Raw genomic sequence first — 18,289 nt, 5'->3', positions numbered from 1 at the left:
ACAATAGCTGTATATACATAAAGTACACAGAAAAGCGTAAAAAAATGCGCAAAAGGTTATCACGACCTTTTGCGTTGACTTTCTACATTCGGGAGAAAACCTGTTATAATTCCTATTAGCGGCAAAAAGGCACATATTTTAAATACATAATTGATACTTGTATGATCGGCTAACCACCCCAATAAAGCCGATCCTACACCGCCCATCCCGAAGGCAAATCCGAAAAAAAGACCTGCAATCATACCAACTTTGTCAGGAACTAAGTCTGTAGCATAGACTAAAATTGCCGAAAAAGCCGATGATATAATTACCCCTATAAGTACGGCTAAAATACCTGTCCAGAATAAATTTGCAAAAGGTAGAAGCAGCGTAAAGGGAGCAGCCCCTAATATGGATATCCAGATAATATACTTTCTTCCAAAGCGATCTCCCAAGGGCCCCCCAATCATTGTACCAGCTGCTACAGATGCTAGAAAAGCAAATAAGTACAGTTGAGATTGTTGTACACTAAGATGAAATTTCTCAATTAGGTAGAACGTAAAATAACTGGTCATACTAGCCATGTAGAAATATTTAGAGAATATTAAGACAAGCAGGATCCCGAGCGCTGTGAGAATACGTTTCTTAGAAAAAACAGGTGTGCTTATTGTTGTTTTACCCGATTTGACGCTTTTTAGATACAGATGTTCTTTATACCATTTCCCGATTTGCAAAAGAACTATGATAGCCAAAATAGCCGCCAAGGCAAACCAAATAATATTAAGTTGTCCATAAGGAACTACTATTAAGGCAGCCAACAATGGACCAATGGCACTGCCGGCATTACCGCCCAGTTGAAAAATAGATTGCGCCAATCCTTTTTTTCCACCAGACGCTAAGTGTGCCACTCTGGAAGATTCAGGATGAAATACAGAAGATCCCATTCCAATTAAACTTACTGCTATTAGTATGGGAATGAATCCGTTAGCTGTTGATAATAAGATCAGGCCAAACAGCGTAAACGCCATGCCGATTGCAAGCGAATAAGGACGTGGAGTTCGATCGGTGTAATAGCCTACAAAAGGTTGCAATAGAGAAGCGGTTAGCTGAAATGTAAAAGTTATCATTCCGATTTGTGTAAATGATAAATGGAAATTGCTCTTTATTAATGGATAGATTGCAGGGATTACCGACTGGATCATATCATTTAATAAATGCGTGAAACTAATGGTAAAGAGGATTGAATAAACTGTTTTTCTTACGTCAGAATCAAGCGTGCTATTGGTAAGCGTTTTCATTTTTTTAGATTGGAGAATTAGAGATTTTTGATTATTGTGAAATGTGTCCGATTATTTTTGCTGCTGTGTTCCAAGCTTTTTTGGCGTTGCCTGCAATTATATCTTTTAGAAGCTGCTCGTGGAGTTGCTGTGTATTCCTAAAAACAGAAGTATCCGAATATATACTATGGAACCAATTTTTTAAATGAATCGAAACCATTTTATATAAGTCCGTTAAAATCTCATTTTGTGACGCCTCTGCAATGGAAATATGAAAGTTAACGTCGGCGTCAATGCAGTTTTCCAGCGAATCAGCATCAGCAGCTTTTTTACGAGCATATAGATGAGTTTGTATCTGAATAATATCTCGTTCTGTTCGGTTAATTGCGGCTTTCTCCGCAATCTTCATTTCCAACAATTGCCTAACCTCATCCAGTTCTTTAAAGTCTGCCCGTTTAAATCGCTGTTCGATAGGCTCCTTATGAATATGATTATTTTCCACAAAAGTACCGATACCTTGTTGTACTCGCAATAAACCGGAATTAACTAAGATTTTAACGGCTTCCCTAATAGTAGAACGACCAACTCCAAAAGACTTCATTAACTCCGATTCGATCGGAAGCTTCTCATGTAATTTATAATTTCCGTTAAGAATTTGTTTTTGAAGTTTAGATGCCACTTCGTCGGCAAGTGATTTTCGCTGTATTACTGTTTTCATTATACTACTTTATTCATCATATCATCAGATGAATGTACAAATGTAATAAATGATTTATAAAATCAAAGCCCATCGAGAGATTGTTGTACATTATTCTTCTTAGTGTTGTGTTTTATATTGTTTACCTCATTTAATCCATCAACATGAAGGTGCCTTGCGATGAACTGCAAAAAATATTTTTTTTAGTGTTTAATGGAAAAGAAAGTGTTTTTTTGTAAAAAATAGAAGACTGATATGAGCGTATATTGGATAGATCATTTTAAGTTAATCGCCTGACATCAAAAATGAGGTTGACTCGGGTATTACACTCAATTGGATTTGGCCTATATTATAGATTATAAGAATCATAGTAGCGATATATTATAATAACTAGACCATCATTTTTTTATAAACTTGTATATGGATTCCCCGCATATTAATCGTCAATTTGAAAATATACGATCTATTTTTTCAGGTGAGTTATATTACAATGACAGCCCTGAGCATCATGCCGTGCGACTCGCGTATTCTACCGATGCTTCTGTATACCAAGAGTTGCCCATAGCCGTAGCTGTTCCAAAGAACGAAAACGACTTAAGGGTGTTAATAGATTTTGCTAAACAAACGGGAATTACCTTGATACCGAGAACTGCCGGAACCTCATTAGCAGGGCAGGTTGTTGGGAAGGGCATTATTATCGATGTATCTAAGCACTTTAACAAGATTTTAGAAATAAATCAGGAAGAGCGTTGGGTAAGAGTACAGCCAGGCGTAATAAGAGATGATTTAAATGCGTTCTTAAAAGACTACGGCCTAATGTTTGGCCCGGAAACTTCCACTGCAAGCCGAGCCATGATCGGCGGGATGATTGGGAATAATTCGAGTGGTTTGCATTCAATCGTTTGGGGTGATACACGGAGCCATCTATTGGCGATGAAAGTCTTATTGGATGATGGTAGTTCTGCTATTTTTGAAGCACTCGATGAGCCAAGTCTTTTTAGTAAGCTAAAGCAAAACGATAGGGAAGGTGAAATATACAGAGCGGTTAATGCCCTGTTAAGTGATAAAGGAAACCAAGCGACCATCAGACAGGGCTATCCTAAACATTCAATTACAAGACGCAATACAGGATATGCTTTGGATCTATTGGCAAAGCCCAACGAAGCCTTTAACTTTAGTAAATTGATAGCTGGTTCCGAAGGTACTTTAGCACTGGTTACCGAAGCTAAATTAAACCTTATCTCGCTACCACCTCAGGAGGTAGGAATACTCTGTATACATTGCCATTCGCTTATTGAATCTTTGCATGCCAATATTACAGCCCTAGCACACCACCCTGAAGCGTCCGAACTAGTGGACAAATACATTCTTGATTTCACGAAAGATCATCCCACTTACCGGTATAATCGTTTCTTTATTGAAGGTGATCCGGCCGCTTTATTAATGGTCGAGTTCCGGGACCATGATGTAGAAGGTGTAGTCAATAAAGCAAATACATTAAAATCGGCCTTAGCGTCCAACAATATAGGCTATGCTTATCCGCTTATTACAGGTAGTCGCACCAATTTGGTTTGGGACGTTCGTAAAGCTGGATTAGGACTGATCCGTAATTTACCGGGAGACACACAGCCTGTGAACCTAATTGAAGATTGTGCTGTTTCACCTGAAGATCTTCCTTCTTATATAGAAGAAGTTCAGGCTATATTAACCAAATACGGTACAAAGGCGTCCTATTATGCACATGCGGGAGCCGGCGAGCTACACGTTGAACCTTTGATTAATCTAAAAACAGCCGACGGAAGGCATAAATTCAGAGCGATATTGGCCGAAACGGCTGTTTTGGTAAAAAAATACAATGGATCGCTAAGCGGAGAGCATGGCGATGGTCGTTTGCGGGGAGAATTTATAAAGACGGTGTTAGGAGAGGAGGTTTATCTGCTTTTAGAAAAAATCAAATCTATTTTCGACGCTTCTTCTATTTTTAATGCGAATAAAATTGTCCGCACACCGCCGATGGACAAATTTCTACGATACGAAACAGACACCTCTGCTATTCACATAAATACAATTTTTGACTATCAAAAACAAGAGAATATTCTTCGTTTAGCCGAAAAGTGTTCAGGTTCCGGAGACTGTAGAAAATCACATATAACAGGAGGTACGATGTGTCCCTCTTATATGGCAACTCGTGAGGAGAAAGATACAACAAGAGCACGTGCTAACATGCTTCGGCAGTTTTTAACCCATTCCACTAAAGAGAATCGCTTTGATCATGCAGAAATCAAAGAAGTGATGGATCTGTGTCTAAGTTGCAAGGCCTGTAAAACGGAATGTCCTTCTGCGGTTGATGTAACAAAAATGAAGGCAGAGTTTTTGCAACATTACTACGATGCGAATGGGACGCCCTTTAGAACATGGCTCATCGCAAATTTCACCAAGTCTCAAAAGATAGGGAGTTATGCGCCCCGTCTGTATAATGCTGTTATCAAGAACCGTGTTTTATCGTCATTAGTAAAAGGTGCCATTGGCTTCGCTCCGGAACGATCCTTGCCTGAAATTGGTAACACAACCCTTCGAAAGTGGATACAACGACAAAAGCCGCAAGATCTAGCTGTTGGGCAAACGGTGTATCTCTTTTGCGATGAATTTACCGATTACAACGACACGGGGATCGGACAAACAGCTTTTAAACTGTTGAGTGCATTGGGGTACCAAGTAAAATTAATTAATCATAAAGAGAGTGGCCGCACATACTTGTCGAAAGGTCTCCTACGAAAGGCAAAAAAAATAGCCAATCAAAATGTTTTGGCATTCAAAGACGTAGTTTCTGATAAAAGCCCATTGATAGGTATCGAACCTTCGGCGATTCTCACTTTTAGAGATGAATATTTAGATTTAGTTGATAAAGATCTGGTATCCGACGCGCAGCGGATAGCAAGACATGCTTTACTAATCGATGAGTTTATTGCAGAGGAAATAGATCGTGGAAACATAAAGAAGGAGCAATTTAAAGCAATCGAAAAAAAGATCAAATTACATGGACATTGTTATCAGAAGGCATTTCACTTGGTTGCCCAAACAGAAAAAATATTGAAGTTTCCAACTGGACATGAAGTAGAGGTCATTCCCTCCGGTTGTTGTGGAATGGCAGGCTCTTTCGGCTACGAAAAGGAACACTACCATGTTTCGCAGCAAGTAGGCGAATTGGTCTTATTGCCTTCGATACGCTCGACAGATTCCAGTGAAATAATTGCCGCGCCGGGCACAAGTTGTCGACATCAAATAAAAGATGCAACCAGCCGTAAAGCATATCACCCTGTTGAGATACTCTGGGATGCATTGGTTAAATAGTCATGCATAAGCGAACGTAGGTTAAAAATATATCCAAAAAAAAATTCACCCGATGGCAGGTAAATTTGCTTCAAGGATATAAAACGAATATTGGTGAATAAAGGACTGCGGTTAAAAAGGCGTAATTTATCTTGTTATACTACTGGTTATATAGTTTTGCCAATGCTCCTTTTCATCGCCATCTAATACGTCGACAAAAGATTTGGCAATCTCCATTTCGTGCGCGTTACTTAGGTCGAGGGCTTCGATGTTTGCTTCAACGATTTCAGTGCAAAAAGCAGGCCCAAAGCTGTACGCTTTAATGCGTTCTAATTCCTTATAACCAATTTCTGTTGCGTATAGGTATAAAATTTCTTCGGGAATCTCGAAGTCGCCATCAGCTTCATATCCAATATACTGAAAGCAACCGCTTTTCCAAACAAGGAAAAGTATTTCATGGTTCAAAGATTCTCCAAAAAACACGTATATCCTCTTCAGTAAGAGATCCGCAACATCACGATCAAACAGTTCGTGTAACACCGTATCTAACGTTTTAACATATTTAAGAAAGAGTGCGGAATTCAATGATTGCTGAAAATACTGGGTGATGACATCATAAATTTCGTCCTCGGTTTTGCCTTGCAAAATCTGTTTTGCCGCCAAATTTATTAGGTTATATTCTTCGTCTTTTTTTTTCCGATATCCTTTATGCTGCAAATCAAGCGTCTGGGGTAGTGTTATTTTAGCTTCTATATCTAGAAGTTGCATAGCAATATCCCAATCTTTTCTGTTTGTCGCTAAATGGCAATTATGACCGATATAACCACCTTTTTTCTTGTCTGGTTTTTTTTCACCAATGACAACATCTCCACTGTCGATTGCTAGTGGCGTCGAACTAAAGCCGCGAATATGAACGAATAAGGATTCTTCTTCAGGTAATGCGATTATCCCGAATCCTTTTTGATTATCAAACCATTTCACTGCACCGATGAACATGGCCTGGAGTTTTTGATTATGATTCAACGGCGATAAAAGTAAGCATTATTCGTTACAATATCAGTATTTTTTTTATTATTTATTGATTATCAAATTAATGTAAACAGAATCTTATGGAATATGGGTAGCTTTCACAAAAACCACCAATTACTCTCACAATTCCGGTCAATAACCTATAGCGTTTCTAAGCTTTCAAGGGCTCTATTTAAGAAGTCAGGATATCCGGAGATACATCTCAGTTATTCGTTTTGCGATATTATGCGATTTTGCATAATATTGCAAAATGAATAACACTTCAATAAATGGAATTAATCCCGCTAAAGCGCGTTCCGCAACACAATATATTTTTTTGATATGTGGATTGGGAATTTCCAGTTGGGCTCCTATGGTTCCCTATGCTAAGGAAAGACTAGGCCTTAATGATGCAGACCTAGGTTTACTGCTTCTTCTTCTGGGAGCCGGGGCCATTACAATGATGCCCTTGACGGGTGTTATGACAACGAGATATGGGAGTCGACCGGTTATTCTGTATTCAACCTTCATTATGGCCCTTAGCTTACCGATGTTGCTTTTGATGACGTCTCCTATCTTGATGGGAATCATGCTTTTTATATTTGGTGCTGCTGTCGGCACCATTGATGTAGCCATGAATGCGCACGGCGTACAGGTTCAAAATATCTTTACTAAACCTATCATGTCCTCGCTTCATGGACTATTCAGCGTGGGAGGGCTATTGGGATCTTTGGGGTTAGGATTCTTTATTAGATTCGGTCTGGAGCCAATTGTAGCCGCTATTAGTATTTCACTTTTGTTGTTACTTATCGTTTGCAGCCAATACACCAATTTGCTTTCAGCAGATTCGGAGATAAAATTACGAAAATCCAATTCCTCGGAAGTTATTGACGGGCAGGGGGGCTTCTCTTGGATGAAAGGAAGTGTTCTATTTCTAGGTGCCATGTGCTTTATCGTTTTTCTATCAGAAGGAGCTATGTTGGATTGGAGTGCCGTTTATCTCCGGGAAATTAGGTATGTAGAACCTGAATTTGCAGGTAGTGGTTATGCTGCTTTTTCAATAGCAATGGCAATTATGCGTTTAGTTGGTGATCGAATTGTGGCGCGTTTAGACGGAAAGCGGGTCGTAGTAGGTGGAAGCTTATTGGCAGCGTTTGGATTGTCATTGGTCGTTTTCGTTCCCTGGATTTCAGGTACATTATTTGGATTTGTTCTTCTCGGATTGGGAGCTGCCAATATCGTTCCGGTATTTTTTACCGAAGGAGGACGAATAAATGGCCTTTCTCCAACCGTAACGATTCCGGCTATTACGACAATGGGATATGCCGGGCAATTAATAGGGCCGGCAATTCTCGGGTTCATCGCCTATAACTTTTCGCTTCCAATAGCATTCGCATGTATCGGCTTAATGCTTTTACTGGTAGCTTTGAGTTATAGCGTTCGTAGAAACGAGCGATCTAAACTGTTGAAAAACTATTCAGAATAATTTAAGAAGAAACCGTATGCTAGATGTAAAATGCATAATATTTGATTGCGATGGTGTCCTGGTAGATACCGAGTCCATTATGATTTCCGTTTTATTGGAAATGGCAGGGGAGCCGGCTGTGATAGATTTGGAAGAAGCACTCAAACTTTTTAGTGGCCGACAAATTTTGGAAACCATCAAGATATTGGAAGAGCGGCGGGGAAAAGCTTTTCCAGAGAATTTTGAGATTGAGTTCCGTAGAAAAGCGTATGAACGGTTCAAACAAGAGGTACGGCCGATAGCCGGTGTAAGCGAACTATTGTCAACTATAAAACTTCCCTGCTGTGTCGCTTCAAGCGGACCCCGGGAGAAAATTGAATTGAATCTTCAGGTGACGGGCCTGATACGTTTCTTTGAACCTCATCGAATTTTTAGCTCTTACGAAATTGATAGCTGGAAGCCTGATCCAGGTATATTTTTATACGCTGCTAAATCAATGGGCTATAAGCCTTCTGAATGTGTGGTTATAGAAGACAGTTTAGCCGGTATAACGGCTGGCTTGGCTGGCGGTTTTCGTGTTTATGCCTTTGCAAATGGTTATGATGAAAACGAATGGATCGATGAACGCGTACAGGTGTTCCGGAAAATGAGTGAATTGCCTGCACTATTGGGTATTTAAAAGTATTAATAGCAACCTGTAAATGGTAAAAGAGCAACGATTAGATCATATTTTGACGGTCCTAAAGGGCTCAGAAATGGTCACTTATGAATTATTGGCACAGAGTCTAAAAGTATCAGAAGATACGATAAGGAGAGATATTGACATCCTTCACAAAAATGGCCTCTTATCTAAAGTAAGAGGAGGAGCAATTTTGCGATCTAGGAATCCTTTAACTTTTCAGGATCGATCGTCTTACTTAAAGAAGGGTAAAGATGTCATCGCCCTCAAAGCACAACAATTTGTTAAGAACGGTCAAACGATATTTATGGATGGAGGAACTACGATTTGTGCAGTGGCCACACAGTTTCCGTTTAATGCACATTTTCGCGTGGTAACCAACAATCAGGCATTGGTACCCATATTGGCAAAGAATAAAGGGATAGAAATCGTTGTTTTAGGCGGGGTTTATAATCGTGATACAGAAACCAACGTCGGGACCAGAACTTGTCAGGAAGTCTCGATGTATGTTGCTGATGCCTATTTGATGGGAGCTTGTGCTGCAGATCCCAATCATGGAATAACTGCCCGCATACGAGAAGACGGAGACGTAAAGCAGAGTATGATGAATGCGGCGTTGAAAACTATTGTATTAAGTAATCACGAAAAACTGAACCATCATGATTTTTTTAAAGTTTGTGATCTTGCCCCTGTTGATGTACTTGTTACAGATCTTCCCAGCGAAGATAAAAGGCTGGATCTGTTTCGTAACAAGGAAATCCTCATTGTCTGAATAATATTATATTCTTACGTCGTTATTGTCGTTAAGCTTGTAATGAAACTTTTTGTCCACTCCGACAGGCTTCATAAATCGCATCAATAATCTGTAAGTCTTTTAAGCCTTCCACTCCGTCTACAGGAACAATCGCTTTATGTCCGTCCAAAATAATACCGGCCATTTCATCCATTTGCACTGTCTGGTGCGTTTTGTGCGGTTGTGTTAATGGTCCGATGTGTGTTTTACCTTCTATTGGACCGTACCCTGTTGAAGGCTGCAGCTCAGCAAAACCTTTTTCACCATTTAAAAAGAAACGATCCAAATTATTCATATTGTACGTTGATAAGCACGATGCAACTGCACCGCTTGGAAATCCCATTTGAAATTGAATCGTTTCGTCCACACCATCTTTAAATTTCTGTGGATCCGTTTTTGTCTCTTGCGCGGTGACCCAAACAGGTTCTTCACCTACCATGTAACGGGCGCCATTTATAGCGTAAATCCCTATATCCATCAAAGAGCCACCACCCGCTAGGTCTTTGTCTAATCTCCATTGATTCGGATCACCTATCTTAAAGCCGGAAAGGCCCTGAAAAAATAAAATTTTCCCAAATTCGCCTTCCTTTCTCATCCGAACAATCTCTAACGTCTTGGGCTCAAAATGCATGCGATAACCCACCAAGAGCTTAACATTAGCCTCGCGGCATGCGTTTACCATGTCTTGTCCTTCCTTTGCGTTAAGAGCCATCGGTTTCTCACATATGACGTGTTTCCCTGCTTTTGCTGCCCTTATCACATGGTCGTGATGAAGCGCATTAGGCGTAATAACATAAACTGCATCGATATCGGTATTCTCTTTTATGTTATCAAAATTTTCATAGTTGTAGCAGTTTTTATCAGGTATATTATATTTCTCTTGCCAAGCTTTTATTTTCGAAGGAGTGCCACTAATAACACCTACAAGTTTGGCTCGTCTGCAAGACTGCATTGCTTCACCGACACGTGTACCGTAGCCACCCAAGCCCATAATAGCTACTCTTAGTGGACGATCGTCAAAAAAAGGAAATTTGCTTGATAAAAACGGTATACCAGCCGTTGAAATTGCTAATCTATGTATAAATTCCCGACGCGAATGCATATAAGTTTATTTAAAAATGATTTAACTTAACTGACTAACAAAATACTTAAAACAAATGTTTTACTCAATCTGTGGAAAATCAACAAACAATACACTCACGAATGGGAATATATGCCCAAGCTTCCACATGTAGATTAATATAAGGTTATTTTTTTGTGAAAAATTGTAGTTTAAACATGTATTTTATCGCTATATTACATAGCTAATATACAAAAACAGGAAATTTCCTGTATTTTTTTGTGCTTTTTCCTCTAGTGGTTACGCTAATTGTCTCGTTTCTTTGTGTAGCAAAATAAAATTACTACCAACTAATGAGAAAAACTATGGACAAGCATTATGGCGAAATTATCGAAAGAACAATTAGACGTAACGGTTATAGTATCAGTGAACTAGCCAGACTGATGAAAGTAAACCGTAGATCCATTTATAACTGGTTTAATCAACCCAAATTCAAACCGGAAATCATCTTCAAAATAGGTTGCGCTTTGAAGCACGACTTTTCAAATGAATTTCCCGAGCTGTTTTCATCAGAAGAGTTTCAGCATGCATTCAACAATAGTAAACTGTTGAACACCGCTTTACTGAGTGAAGAGCGTGAGAAAATAAACTATTGGAAAGATAAATATATCAATCTACTAGAAGAATACAATCAGATTTTGGCGATAAGCAGTAATAAGATAAATACGCTGTCCTATCCTTCTATGTAAGGTATACTATCCTATGAAAACACAAAAGACAAGGCCAACTTTTAGTTGGCCTTGTCTTTTGTGTGATTTGATGTAGTTAGGCTGGCAAACTGATTATTTCGAGAGCTTTATTTCCACTCTTCTGTTTTGCGACCTACCTTCTTCCGTTTCGTTAGTAGCCACCGGTTTGGTTGCTCCGAAGCCCTGCGCGGTTAAATTATCCGGACTTATACCTGCATTTACCAAATAAAGTTTGACGGCGTTGGCGCGATCAACCGATAGAGCCATGTTATGTTCAGCCGATCCTTCTAGAGAAGCATGCCCATTAATGGTAAACTTAACAGAGGGGTCCTTCTTCATTTCTCGTACGATTTGATCCAATACACTATAAGAAGCGGTTTTTAGCACCCCTGAATCGAACTCAAACAAAATATTTTTAAAGTTATAATTGGGTTTCTCAACGACCGGTTCTTCCTCCTTTTCTTCGACAGGCGCAGGCTCCGGTTCTTTCTCTTTTACCGGCTCTTCCTTTTTAACTGTTTCAACGACGGCATTTGGCTGCACAGCCATCTTCTTCGATTTACAAGCTTGCATACTCACAAAAACAGTAAGTAAAATAACAAATGGATAGGTTTTCTTAATATTCATCACGCATAAAATTTCTGTAAACATAAGGAATATCCAGAACATAGAAAAGATTCTCTATGTGAGTACCTCTAAAAAGGCTATCTTGAAGCTCTTTCATTTAGGAACTAAAGTCAACTAAAACTTTAATGACAGCAGATGAAGTACTTGTGCAAGTTTTAAAAGCTTCACGAATGTGATCCGCTTCAAATTGATGTGTGATATATTTTTCCGGATTGACAGCCTTTTCTTTCACGTTTTTTATAACGTGCTCGAAATCTTGTATAGTGGCGTTTCGGCTGCTCATTAATGTAAGTTCGCGTTTATGAAAGGCAGGATGATTGAATATAATATCGCCTTTTTGAAGACCAATCAATATATACTCGCCACCATGAGCAACATATTCAAATGCACAATTGATCGCATTTAAATTCCCGGTACAATCAAATACCGCTATTGGCATTTCTCCGTTCGTTATTGTACGCAGCGAATCCATGGAATCTTCTGCAGTAGCTAAAATCGTGTAAGGTATGTTGAGCGCCTCTTTGCAAAACTGTAAACGATTGGGATTGATATCCATAGCAATAACTGTTGCACCACGCACCTTTGCCATTTCCATGGTACCAAGACCAATTGGACCCGCGCCTATGACTAACACAAAATCGCCCGCTACGAAGTGAGCCCTAGCTACACCGTGTGCGCCAATCGCAAGAGGCTCAATAAGAGCCAGTTGTTGTATGTTAAGCTGGTTTTCTTTAATAATCAGATGATTTGGTACACTTATATAACGGCGCATACCGCCATCAATATGCACGCCGATCACTTGCATTTGAGCGCAGCAATTTGTTTTTCCTTTTCTGCAGGCGATACATTTTCCGCAATTAAGATAAGGCATAACAGTAACCAAATCTCCTTTTTCTAAGTTTGAATCAGGGGTCGTCTCAAGTATTCTTCCCGCCAATTCATGTCCAAGTATTCTTGGATACTCGAAGTAAGGCTGAGTACCGTCAAAAGCATGTATGTCGGTGCCACATATGCCAACTTTCTCTATCTGTATGATACTATGTCCTGCCGATAGACGCGGAACCGTTGATTGAACTATCTCTAATTTACCAGGTTCTTGACATATAATTGTTTTCATTTCTCTTAAGTTTTTCGAATACAAATAAGACGCATTTTAACGATTTTTCATTTAAAACAATTAGCCTATTGTTACGGGATTTTAACTTTGTATATTCCATATTGTTCAAATAAAGAAAAATAGCCTTATTTTTATAGATTATCATATTGAATATTGTTGTTTTATGAGTTCTGGTATGAGAGCGCAGAACGGTTCATATTTTCGGCAATGAAAACTAATATAACAGTGGTTTAATGAAAGTTGAGCAAATTGTTTTACATTCAGGGCATTCGAGCTCTTTTCAGGTTCGTAAAGAGCTAAAAGCAAACATCAATAATCGATGGCATTGCCACGCCGAATTAGAACTCATACACTTTCATCAGGGAAGTGGCACTCAGTTCGTAGGAGATCATATTCAGCGATTTAAAGCTGGCGACATCGTGTTGGTCGGTTCAAATTTACCTCATTATTGGCGTTACGATGCAGAATACGACGAAAGTAATGAGCAACCTTATTCGACGGTTATACACTTCCATGAAAAATTTTTAGGCGCAGCATGGCTTAGTTTACCGGAGTTTCGCTTGTTTAAGCACTTGTTTGATTCGGCACAACGAGGAATTATGCTAAAAGGACACGAGCATCCAATTGTTGTTGATCTCATGGCAGCTATTTATGAATTAGAGGGATTCAATCGGTTAATGTCTCTACTAACCTGTTTACATTATATAGCGAACATTAAGTCACCCTGTGTTCTAGCCTCCGTTGGTTTTTCCTATAAACACAGTGAAAATGAAACAAATCGCTTGCATAGTATTTACAACTACACCCTTAAAAATTTTAGAAATAAAATCGAATTAGATCAGGTAGCTGCCATAGCTGATTTAGTACCCAGTTCTTTCTGCCGATATTTTAAAAATCGCACCGGGAAAACTTATACGCGGTTTTTACAGGAAGTCCGTATTGGTTATGCCTGTAAGCTTTTGGTAGAAAACAAAGGTACAATCAAGCAGATATGTTACGAAAGTGGATTTAGCAATTATACCTCATTTCACGAAATTTTTAAATCGGTAACAGGTAAAACCCCTAAAACGTATCTACAGCTACACGGAGCGGGATAAACCTATGTAATCTATAAGCATATGTTGGAATGCTAAAAAAATTAGTGTAATTTTGATTCTTTAATTCATTAGTAATAGCTTTTGATATGGATCCGACCAATGACGATAAAAATAAGCGGGACGATAGGGAAGGACAGTCGGTAGATTTGGACCGTTTGTTGGATGGTTTGCTGTTTGATACAAACATAGTAAGCTACTCCAAGCAAAAAAAAGAAGGGCTCAAAGACCTATTAAGTAAACCCCTACGAGTTGAGAATTTTGATACGCAAATCCCTACGTATCTACGGACATTAATGGATGCTGCAAAGCATATTGATGAGAAGCTTGTTGATATTTACCGTATTTATGATCTTTCCAATCTTAAAATCAACTATAAAAAAGAGCTAAATCCACAGCAGTTAGCTGCAGTATGTACCCTAGATAAGCCCTTATTGGTTATTGCAGGAGCCGGTACGGGTAAGACGCGTGTTATTACTTATAAAGTAAGCTATCTAATTGAAAAGGGATTTGAACCAAACGAGATTTTGCTGCTCACTTTTACGAGGAAATCGGCTAATGAAATGCTTAACCGGGTACAAAAGTTGCTGCATGCCAAGTCTATTACGAATGTACTAGGTGGAACTTTTCACTCTTTTGCTAATTATGCATTGCGAAAGTACCATGCTTTAGTCGGCCTTCCACCAAACTTTACCATCATTGATGGCGAGGATGTGGTCGATATCATCAGCCTTCTAAAAACCGAATTAAACTTAACGCCAAAAAAAGGCAGTAAGCATTTTCCTAAATCAAGTACGATTCAGAGTATCTTCTCTAAAGCAAAGAATCATGAATTGGGTATTGAGAATGTTATTGCCGAATATTTTCCCGAATATGAGCGATTTGTAAAAGACTTTCAGCGAATTTATACTTTGCTCGCTGCATACAAGCAGCGGTCGAACTTAATGGATTACGATGACTTGATTGATATATTACGTGATAAACTAAAAACTAATACGCATTTCAGACAAGTACTACAGGCGAAAGTAGCTTACATTTTAGTAGATGAGTATCAAGATACAAACAATATTCAACGCGAGATCGTGGAATTGTTATCACAAAAAGGAAACATAACGGTTGTCGGTGACGATGCACAAAGTATCTATTCATTCCGTGGAGCTAACTTCGAGAATATTCTTCGTTTCCCACAACATTTTGAAAATTGTGGGGTAGTAAAAATTGAGGAGAACTATCGGAGTACACAACGCATTTTGGATTTTACAAACAAGCTGATAGAAAGTGCTCGGATCGGTTTTAAAAAAGAATTATTTTCTCGATTACATAAGGGACGAAAGCCTCGCATAAATCGGTTAGTCGATACGACCGAAGAAGCGGCTTATATTGTGGACACCGTCATGACACTGAAGGAAAATGATTTAGAATATTCTGATTTCGCTATACTAAGCAGAGCGTCATGGCAATCCAATTTTGTACAAGCAGAATTGATGAAGAGGAATATTCCATTCATTGTAGTAGGAGGAATAAAATTCGGTGAAAGAAGACATGTCAAGGACATGGTGTCCTTCCTAAAAATTATGATGAATCCGATGGACGCCGTGGCCTGGCATCGTATTCTAAAGTTGCTCGAAGGCATTGGAGACGTACGCGCAAAAGAAATTATTGTTAAAATACATGAGCAACACGGTCGAATTGAAACTAATTTGTTTGAAGGGAAAAAGCATGGAGAACATTTAAAAGAACTTTTAGATCTATTTAATCGAATGCAGCAATTAGGTTCTGCACCCGTCGATTTAATTCCTCCGATCTATGAATTTTATAAACCGCTATTAAAACAATTGGAAGACGATTTTGACGCCAGAGAAATTGATCTTGAGATATTTGCAGAGATTGCAGCTAAATACGAAGATTTAGAGAAATTTTTAGCTGATTTTACGTTAGAGCCTCCATCCAACCGATATCAGGATAAGACTATACCCTTTGATGAAAGTGACGAAAAACCTCTTACGATTTCAACGATACATTCTGCTAAAGGTTTGGAATGGCATACCGTTTTTGTTCCGTTTGCCCTTGATGGTATCTTGCCTTCGGTAAGATCAATGGCATCTTTAGAAGAAATAGAGGAGGAGCGACGTTTATTTTACGTCGCTTGTAGCAGAGCCAAGGAAAATTTGTTTATCACGATGCCAGCTTATGTTTCTTCTTGGGACGCTGTATTTACAAAACCGAGTCGATTCTTATACGGCATATCAGACAATACATACGATATCATTAACGAATGACGTATGTATTTCGGAAGATTTTGTTACTCGATTGAGAGACGGATTACTATGTCGTAATCTGTCTTGTGAATACATTTATGTTGTGCCTAAATGATCCTTATGATACAGCTCTTGATTAAGATAAAAAGCCGTCAAGCTTAAATTGTTGTCTACACCTATTTTTTTCATGATAGATTTTCGTATTTCCTCGATCTTCCTTTTGGTGGTAAATAGCTGATAGGCTATTTCCCTGTTGGCATGACCGCTCATAATTAACTCCAATACGTCTCGCTCTTTTTGATTAAGCAATTCCATTTTGGATGAAAAAAGCGTTGATGAACCCAAGCTACCAAGTTTCTGAATAAACTGCAAGGATATACTGGGTGCTACATATTTGTTTCCCTTGATTATGTATTCGATAGCGAATAACAGCTCTTCTTCCGAAGCGTTATCCATAATTACACCGGCTATTTGTTGTTCGAGCGATTGCGTAACCAGGGATAAATCGCTAGACGACAAGATGGCAAGCATTCGGGACCTCAATGATAGGGATTCCATCTTTTTCAAATACCGAATATCGTCTTCATTATTCAGTTCAAACAAACAAACATCTGCCAGTTCGTCGTAAGACTCATCTCTCAACAACAATAAATTCTTCTCTTCCTTTAACATGGCTTGTAAGCCGGTTTTTAATAGCGGATTCTGAATTCTTAATTTGATATTCGCGTTCATAGCTTAAGTAATAAGGTAAATGTACTGTGTTATGATTTAACATGTTGATTTTTAAATTGTTTTTTATTTTTTTTTAACATGTTAGTTACGCTCTATTTTCAGCTTCGTAGAGCGTCATCACCTTATTACTTGCCAATTTTAATTGTTGTTTGTGTTGTGAAAGAAGAAAGCGCGCATCAGAAGGGAGTTCTTCCAATTTTTCTGCATAATCATAGGCTTCGTAAATTATATTTTCGCCTTCTATGCAACTTTTAAGAATTGCTCGTCTCTTGTCTTCGCTGAACAAAGCCTTCATATCCATCCAACTTCGAAAAAACTCGCCTTCAACGGTCGCCCTATCGTTTGCCTTTCCACCGGTTCGCTCGAGCTCATCCTTTAATTCGGTAAGGAATTGATAGCTTTGCGTTATAAAATTGTGAAATTCTGATTTTAAATCAGTATCATTATCATCTAATTCCTGAATAGCATTTTCGTATCCAGCTATTCGGTCATTATTAAGCTGTATTAGGTCATTCAACAGTGGTGTTTTCGCTTCGAGATTTTCCATATGTATATTCAAGCGAAATCCATGCCGTTACGTCTTTCTATCGAGTGACTCCAGGGATTTTGTTTAAGAGGCATATTGCCCGAATCGTACCAGTAATATGTAAAATTTAATACACTTTTAAAATGTTTAGAAACACATTTAACGAAAGCAAAACAGCTACCTTGAAATAAAAACATAAAGTAAGATAAGCAATAAATAATAGCCTTAATAAACCCCATTTGTCTTTATATAGAACAGGGATAAATGGCCGGGTTGAGATGAGCTATTCGTCTGCTCCTTTTTTTTTCGACTTATTGATTCCTTTTGCATCTCCTATAGAATGTGATTGATGAATATCTGATTCCTGTTTGGCCTTATCCGCCAGCTTTTCGTAAAATTTATGGAGCATATCTAGCTCTTCCTCTGTAAAATCTTCAACGTCCACCATACGGTTACTCGCTTTTTTATTCGCGGCAACAAGTTCATTTAACTTTAGCTGGATTGCCTTTGAGTCTTTGTTTTGTGACTTTTGAATCAAAAACACCATCAAAAACGTAACAATTGTAGTTCCTGTGTTAATTACCAGCTGCCAAGTGTCAGAATATTTAAAAATCGGCCCGGAGAGCCCCCAACCGATGACAATTCCAAAGGCTATTCCGAAGGCAGTAGAACTCCCTGTCCAGCCGGTTATTTTATCGGAGAATTTTTCAAAAAAATTATTAGTTGACATATAAATCTTTTTTATGATCTGTATACAGAACACCTTATTCTGTGGGATTCTTCTTAAGAACATAGAATAGGAATTGAAAGTTTTCGAATACAAACGAATTAAGTACGGCGATAACCAAGAAATAAGAAAATGGACTGCTATGGTCAACCTTAAAAGGTAAGCGCCGCG

General features: G+C 38.7%; 16 protein-coding genes. 7 read left to right on the top strand and 9 right to left on the bottom strand.

The features are described 5' to 3' along the window. Positions 1 to 59 precede the first annotated feature (59 nt). Both FKG96_RS16460 and FKG96_RS16455 read right to left on the bottom strand, forming a co-directional pair. Positions 60 to 1,277 carry an MFS transporter gene (locus FKG96_RS16460; protein ID WP_130855866.1) on the bottom strand — a complete coding sequence of 406 codons (1,218 nt, stop codon included), beginning with the start codon at positions 1,275 to 1,277 and terminating at the stop codon, positions 60 to 62. Positions 1,278 to 1,308: 31 nt separating this feature from the next. Further along, the gene (locus tag FKG96_RS16455) at positions 1,309 to 1,974 is read right to left on the bottom strand and encodes a FadR/GntR family transcriptional regulator (RefSeq protein WP_013667103.1); all 666 of its coding nucleotides are present in this window, start codon (positions 1,972 to 1,974) and stop codon (positions 1,309 to 1,311) included. Positions 1,975 to 2,373: 399 nt separating this feature from the next. Between FKG96_RS16455 and FKG96_RS16450 the strand changes: the two genes are divergently transcribed. After that, the gene (locus tag FKG96_RS16450; protein ID WP_130855868.1) at positions 2,374 to 5,304 is read left to right on the top strand and encodes an FAD-binding and (Fe-S)-binding domain-containing protein; all 2,931 of its coding nucleotides are present in this window, start codon (positions 2,374 to 2,376) and stop codon (positions 5,302 to 5,304) included. Between the two features lie 126 nt (positions 5,305 to 5,430). Here FKG96_RS16450 and FKG96_RS16445 read toward each other — a convergent pair whose 3' ends face one another. Further along, positions 5,431 to 6,279, bottom strand: coding sequence for a cold-shock protein (locus FKG96_RS16445; RefSeq protein ID WP_130855869.1), 849 nt, complete (start codon positions 6,277 to 6,279; stop codon positions 5,431 to 5,433). 283 nt (positions 6,280 to 6,562) lie between these two features. Here FKG96_RS16445 and FKG96_RS16440 point away from each other — a divergent pair, with 283 nt between their 5' ends. Genes FKG96_RS16440 through FKG96_RS16430 form a run of 3 tightly spaced genes read left to right on the top strand, consistent with a single transcriptional unit; the run spans position 6,563 to position 9,207 of the window. Then, entirely contained in the window at positions 6,563 to 7,777 is a 1,215-nt protein-coding gene (locus tag FKG96_RS16440) for an MFS transporter (RefSeq protein ID WP_130855870.1), read from the top strand. A gap of 16 nt (positions 7,778 to 7,793) precedes the next feature. Further along, positions 7,794 to 8,435: an HAD family phosphatase gene (locus FKG96_RS16435; protein ID WP_013667099.1), complete on the top strand. Its 642-nt coding sequence runs from the start codon at positions 7,794 to 7,796 to the stop codon at positions 8,433 to 8,435. Between the two features lie 22 nt (positions 8,436 to 8,457). Then, the gene (locus tag FKG96_RS16430) at positions 8,458 to 9,207 is read left to right on the top strand and encodes a DeoR/GlpR family DNA-binding transcription regulator (RefSeq protein WP_130855871.1); all 750 of its coding nucleotides are present in this window, start codon (positions 8,458 to 8,460) and stop codon (positions 9,205 to 9,207) included. Between the two features lie 31 nt (positions 9,208 to 9,238). Here FKG96_RS16430 and FKG96_RS16425 read toward each other — a convergent pair whose 3' ends face one another. Beyond that, positions 9,239 to 10,330: a Gfo/Idh/MocA family protein gene (locus FKG96_RS16425; protein WP_130855872.1), complete on the bottom strand. Its 1,092-nt coding sequence runs from the start codon at positions 10,328 to 10,330 to the stop codon at positions 9,239 to 9,241. Positions 10,331 to 10,653: 323 nt separating this feature from the next. Between FKG96_RS16425 and FKG96_RS16420 the strand changes: the two genes are divergently transcribed. Next, a complete protein-coding gene (locus FKG96_RS16420) occupies positions 10,654 to 11,037 on the top strand; it encodes a helix-turn-helix domain-containing protein (RefSeq protein WP_013667096.1) in 384 nt (127 codons plus the stop codon). A 93-nt stretch (positions 11,038 to 11,130) separates the two neighbouring features. Here FKG96_RS16420 and FKG96_RS16415 read toward each other — a convergent pair whose 3' ends face one another. Beyond that, positions 11,131 to 11,664: an OmpA family protein gene (locus FKG96_RS16415; RefSeq protein WP_130855873.1), complete on the bottom strand. Its 534-nt coding sequence runs from the start codon at positions 11,662 to 11,664 to the stop codon at positions 11,131 to 11,133. A gap of 97 nt (positions 11,665 to 11,761) precedes the next feature. Then, a complete protein-coding gene (locus tag FKG96_RS16410; protein WP_168204568.1) occupies positions 11,762 to 12,781 on the bottom strand; it encodes a zinc-binding alcohol dehydrogenase family protein in 1,020 nt (339 codons plus the stop codon). A 233-nt stretch (positions 12,782 to 13,014) separates the two neighbouring features. Here FKG96_RS16410 and FKG96_RS16405 point away from each other — a divergent pair, with 233 nt between their 5' ends. Together FKG96_RS16405 and FKG96_RS16400 are read left to right on the top strand one after the other, a co-directional pair. Continuing rightward, positions 13,015 to 13,878, top strand: coding sequence for an AraC family transcriptional regulator (locus tag FKG96_RS16405; RefSeq protein ID WP_130855875.1), 864 nt, complete (start codon positions 13,015 to 13,017; stop codon positions 13,876 to 13,878). Positions 13,879 to 13,964: 86 nt separating this feature from the next. Next, positions 13,965 to 16,154, top strand: a complete 2,190-nt coding sequence (locus FKG96_RS16400) for an ATP-dependent helicase (RefSeq protein WP_130855876.1) — start codon at positions 13,965 to 13,967, stop codon at positions 16,152 to 16,154. A 75-nt stretch (positions 16,155 to 16,229) separates the two neighbouring features. Here FKG96_RS16400 and FKG96_RS16395 read toward each other — a convergent pair whose 3' ends face one another. From FKG96_RS16395 to FKG96_RS16385, 3 genes are all read right to left on the bottom strand, one after another. Then, positions 16,230 to 16,865: a LuxR C-terminal-related transcriptional regulator gene (locus FKG96_RS16395; protein ID WP_041387569.1), complete on the bottom strand. Its 636-nt coding sequence runs from the start codon at positions 16,863 to 16,865 to the stop codon at positions 16,230 to 16,232. A gap of 85 nt (positions 16,866 to 16,950) precedes the next feature. After that, a complete protein-coding gene (locus FKG96_RS16390) occupies positions 16,951 to 17,412 on the bottom strand; it encodes a PA2169 family four-helix-bundle protein (RefSeq protein WP_130855877.1) in 462 nt (153 codons plus the stop codon). Positions 17,413 to 17,674: 262 nt separating this feature from the next. Next, positions 17,675 to 18,121 carry a low affinity iron permease family protein gene (locus FKG96_RS16385; RefSeq protein WP_130855878.1) on the bottom strand — a complete coding sequence of 149 codons (447 nt, stop codon included), beginning with the start codon at positions 18,119 to 18,121 and terminating at the stop codon, positions 17,675 to 17,677. Positions 18,122 to 18,289: the final 168 nt, after the last annotated feature.

The organism is Olivibacter sp. LS-1, assembly GCF_008245145.1.
Classification (GTDB): Bacteria; Bacteroidota; Bacteroidia; order Sphingobacteriales; family Sphingobacteriaceae; genus Olivibacter; species Olivibacter oleidegradans.
This window is presented reverse-complemented; position numbering and strand designations above follow the sequence as displayed.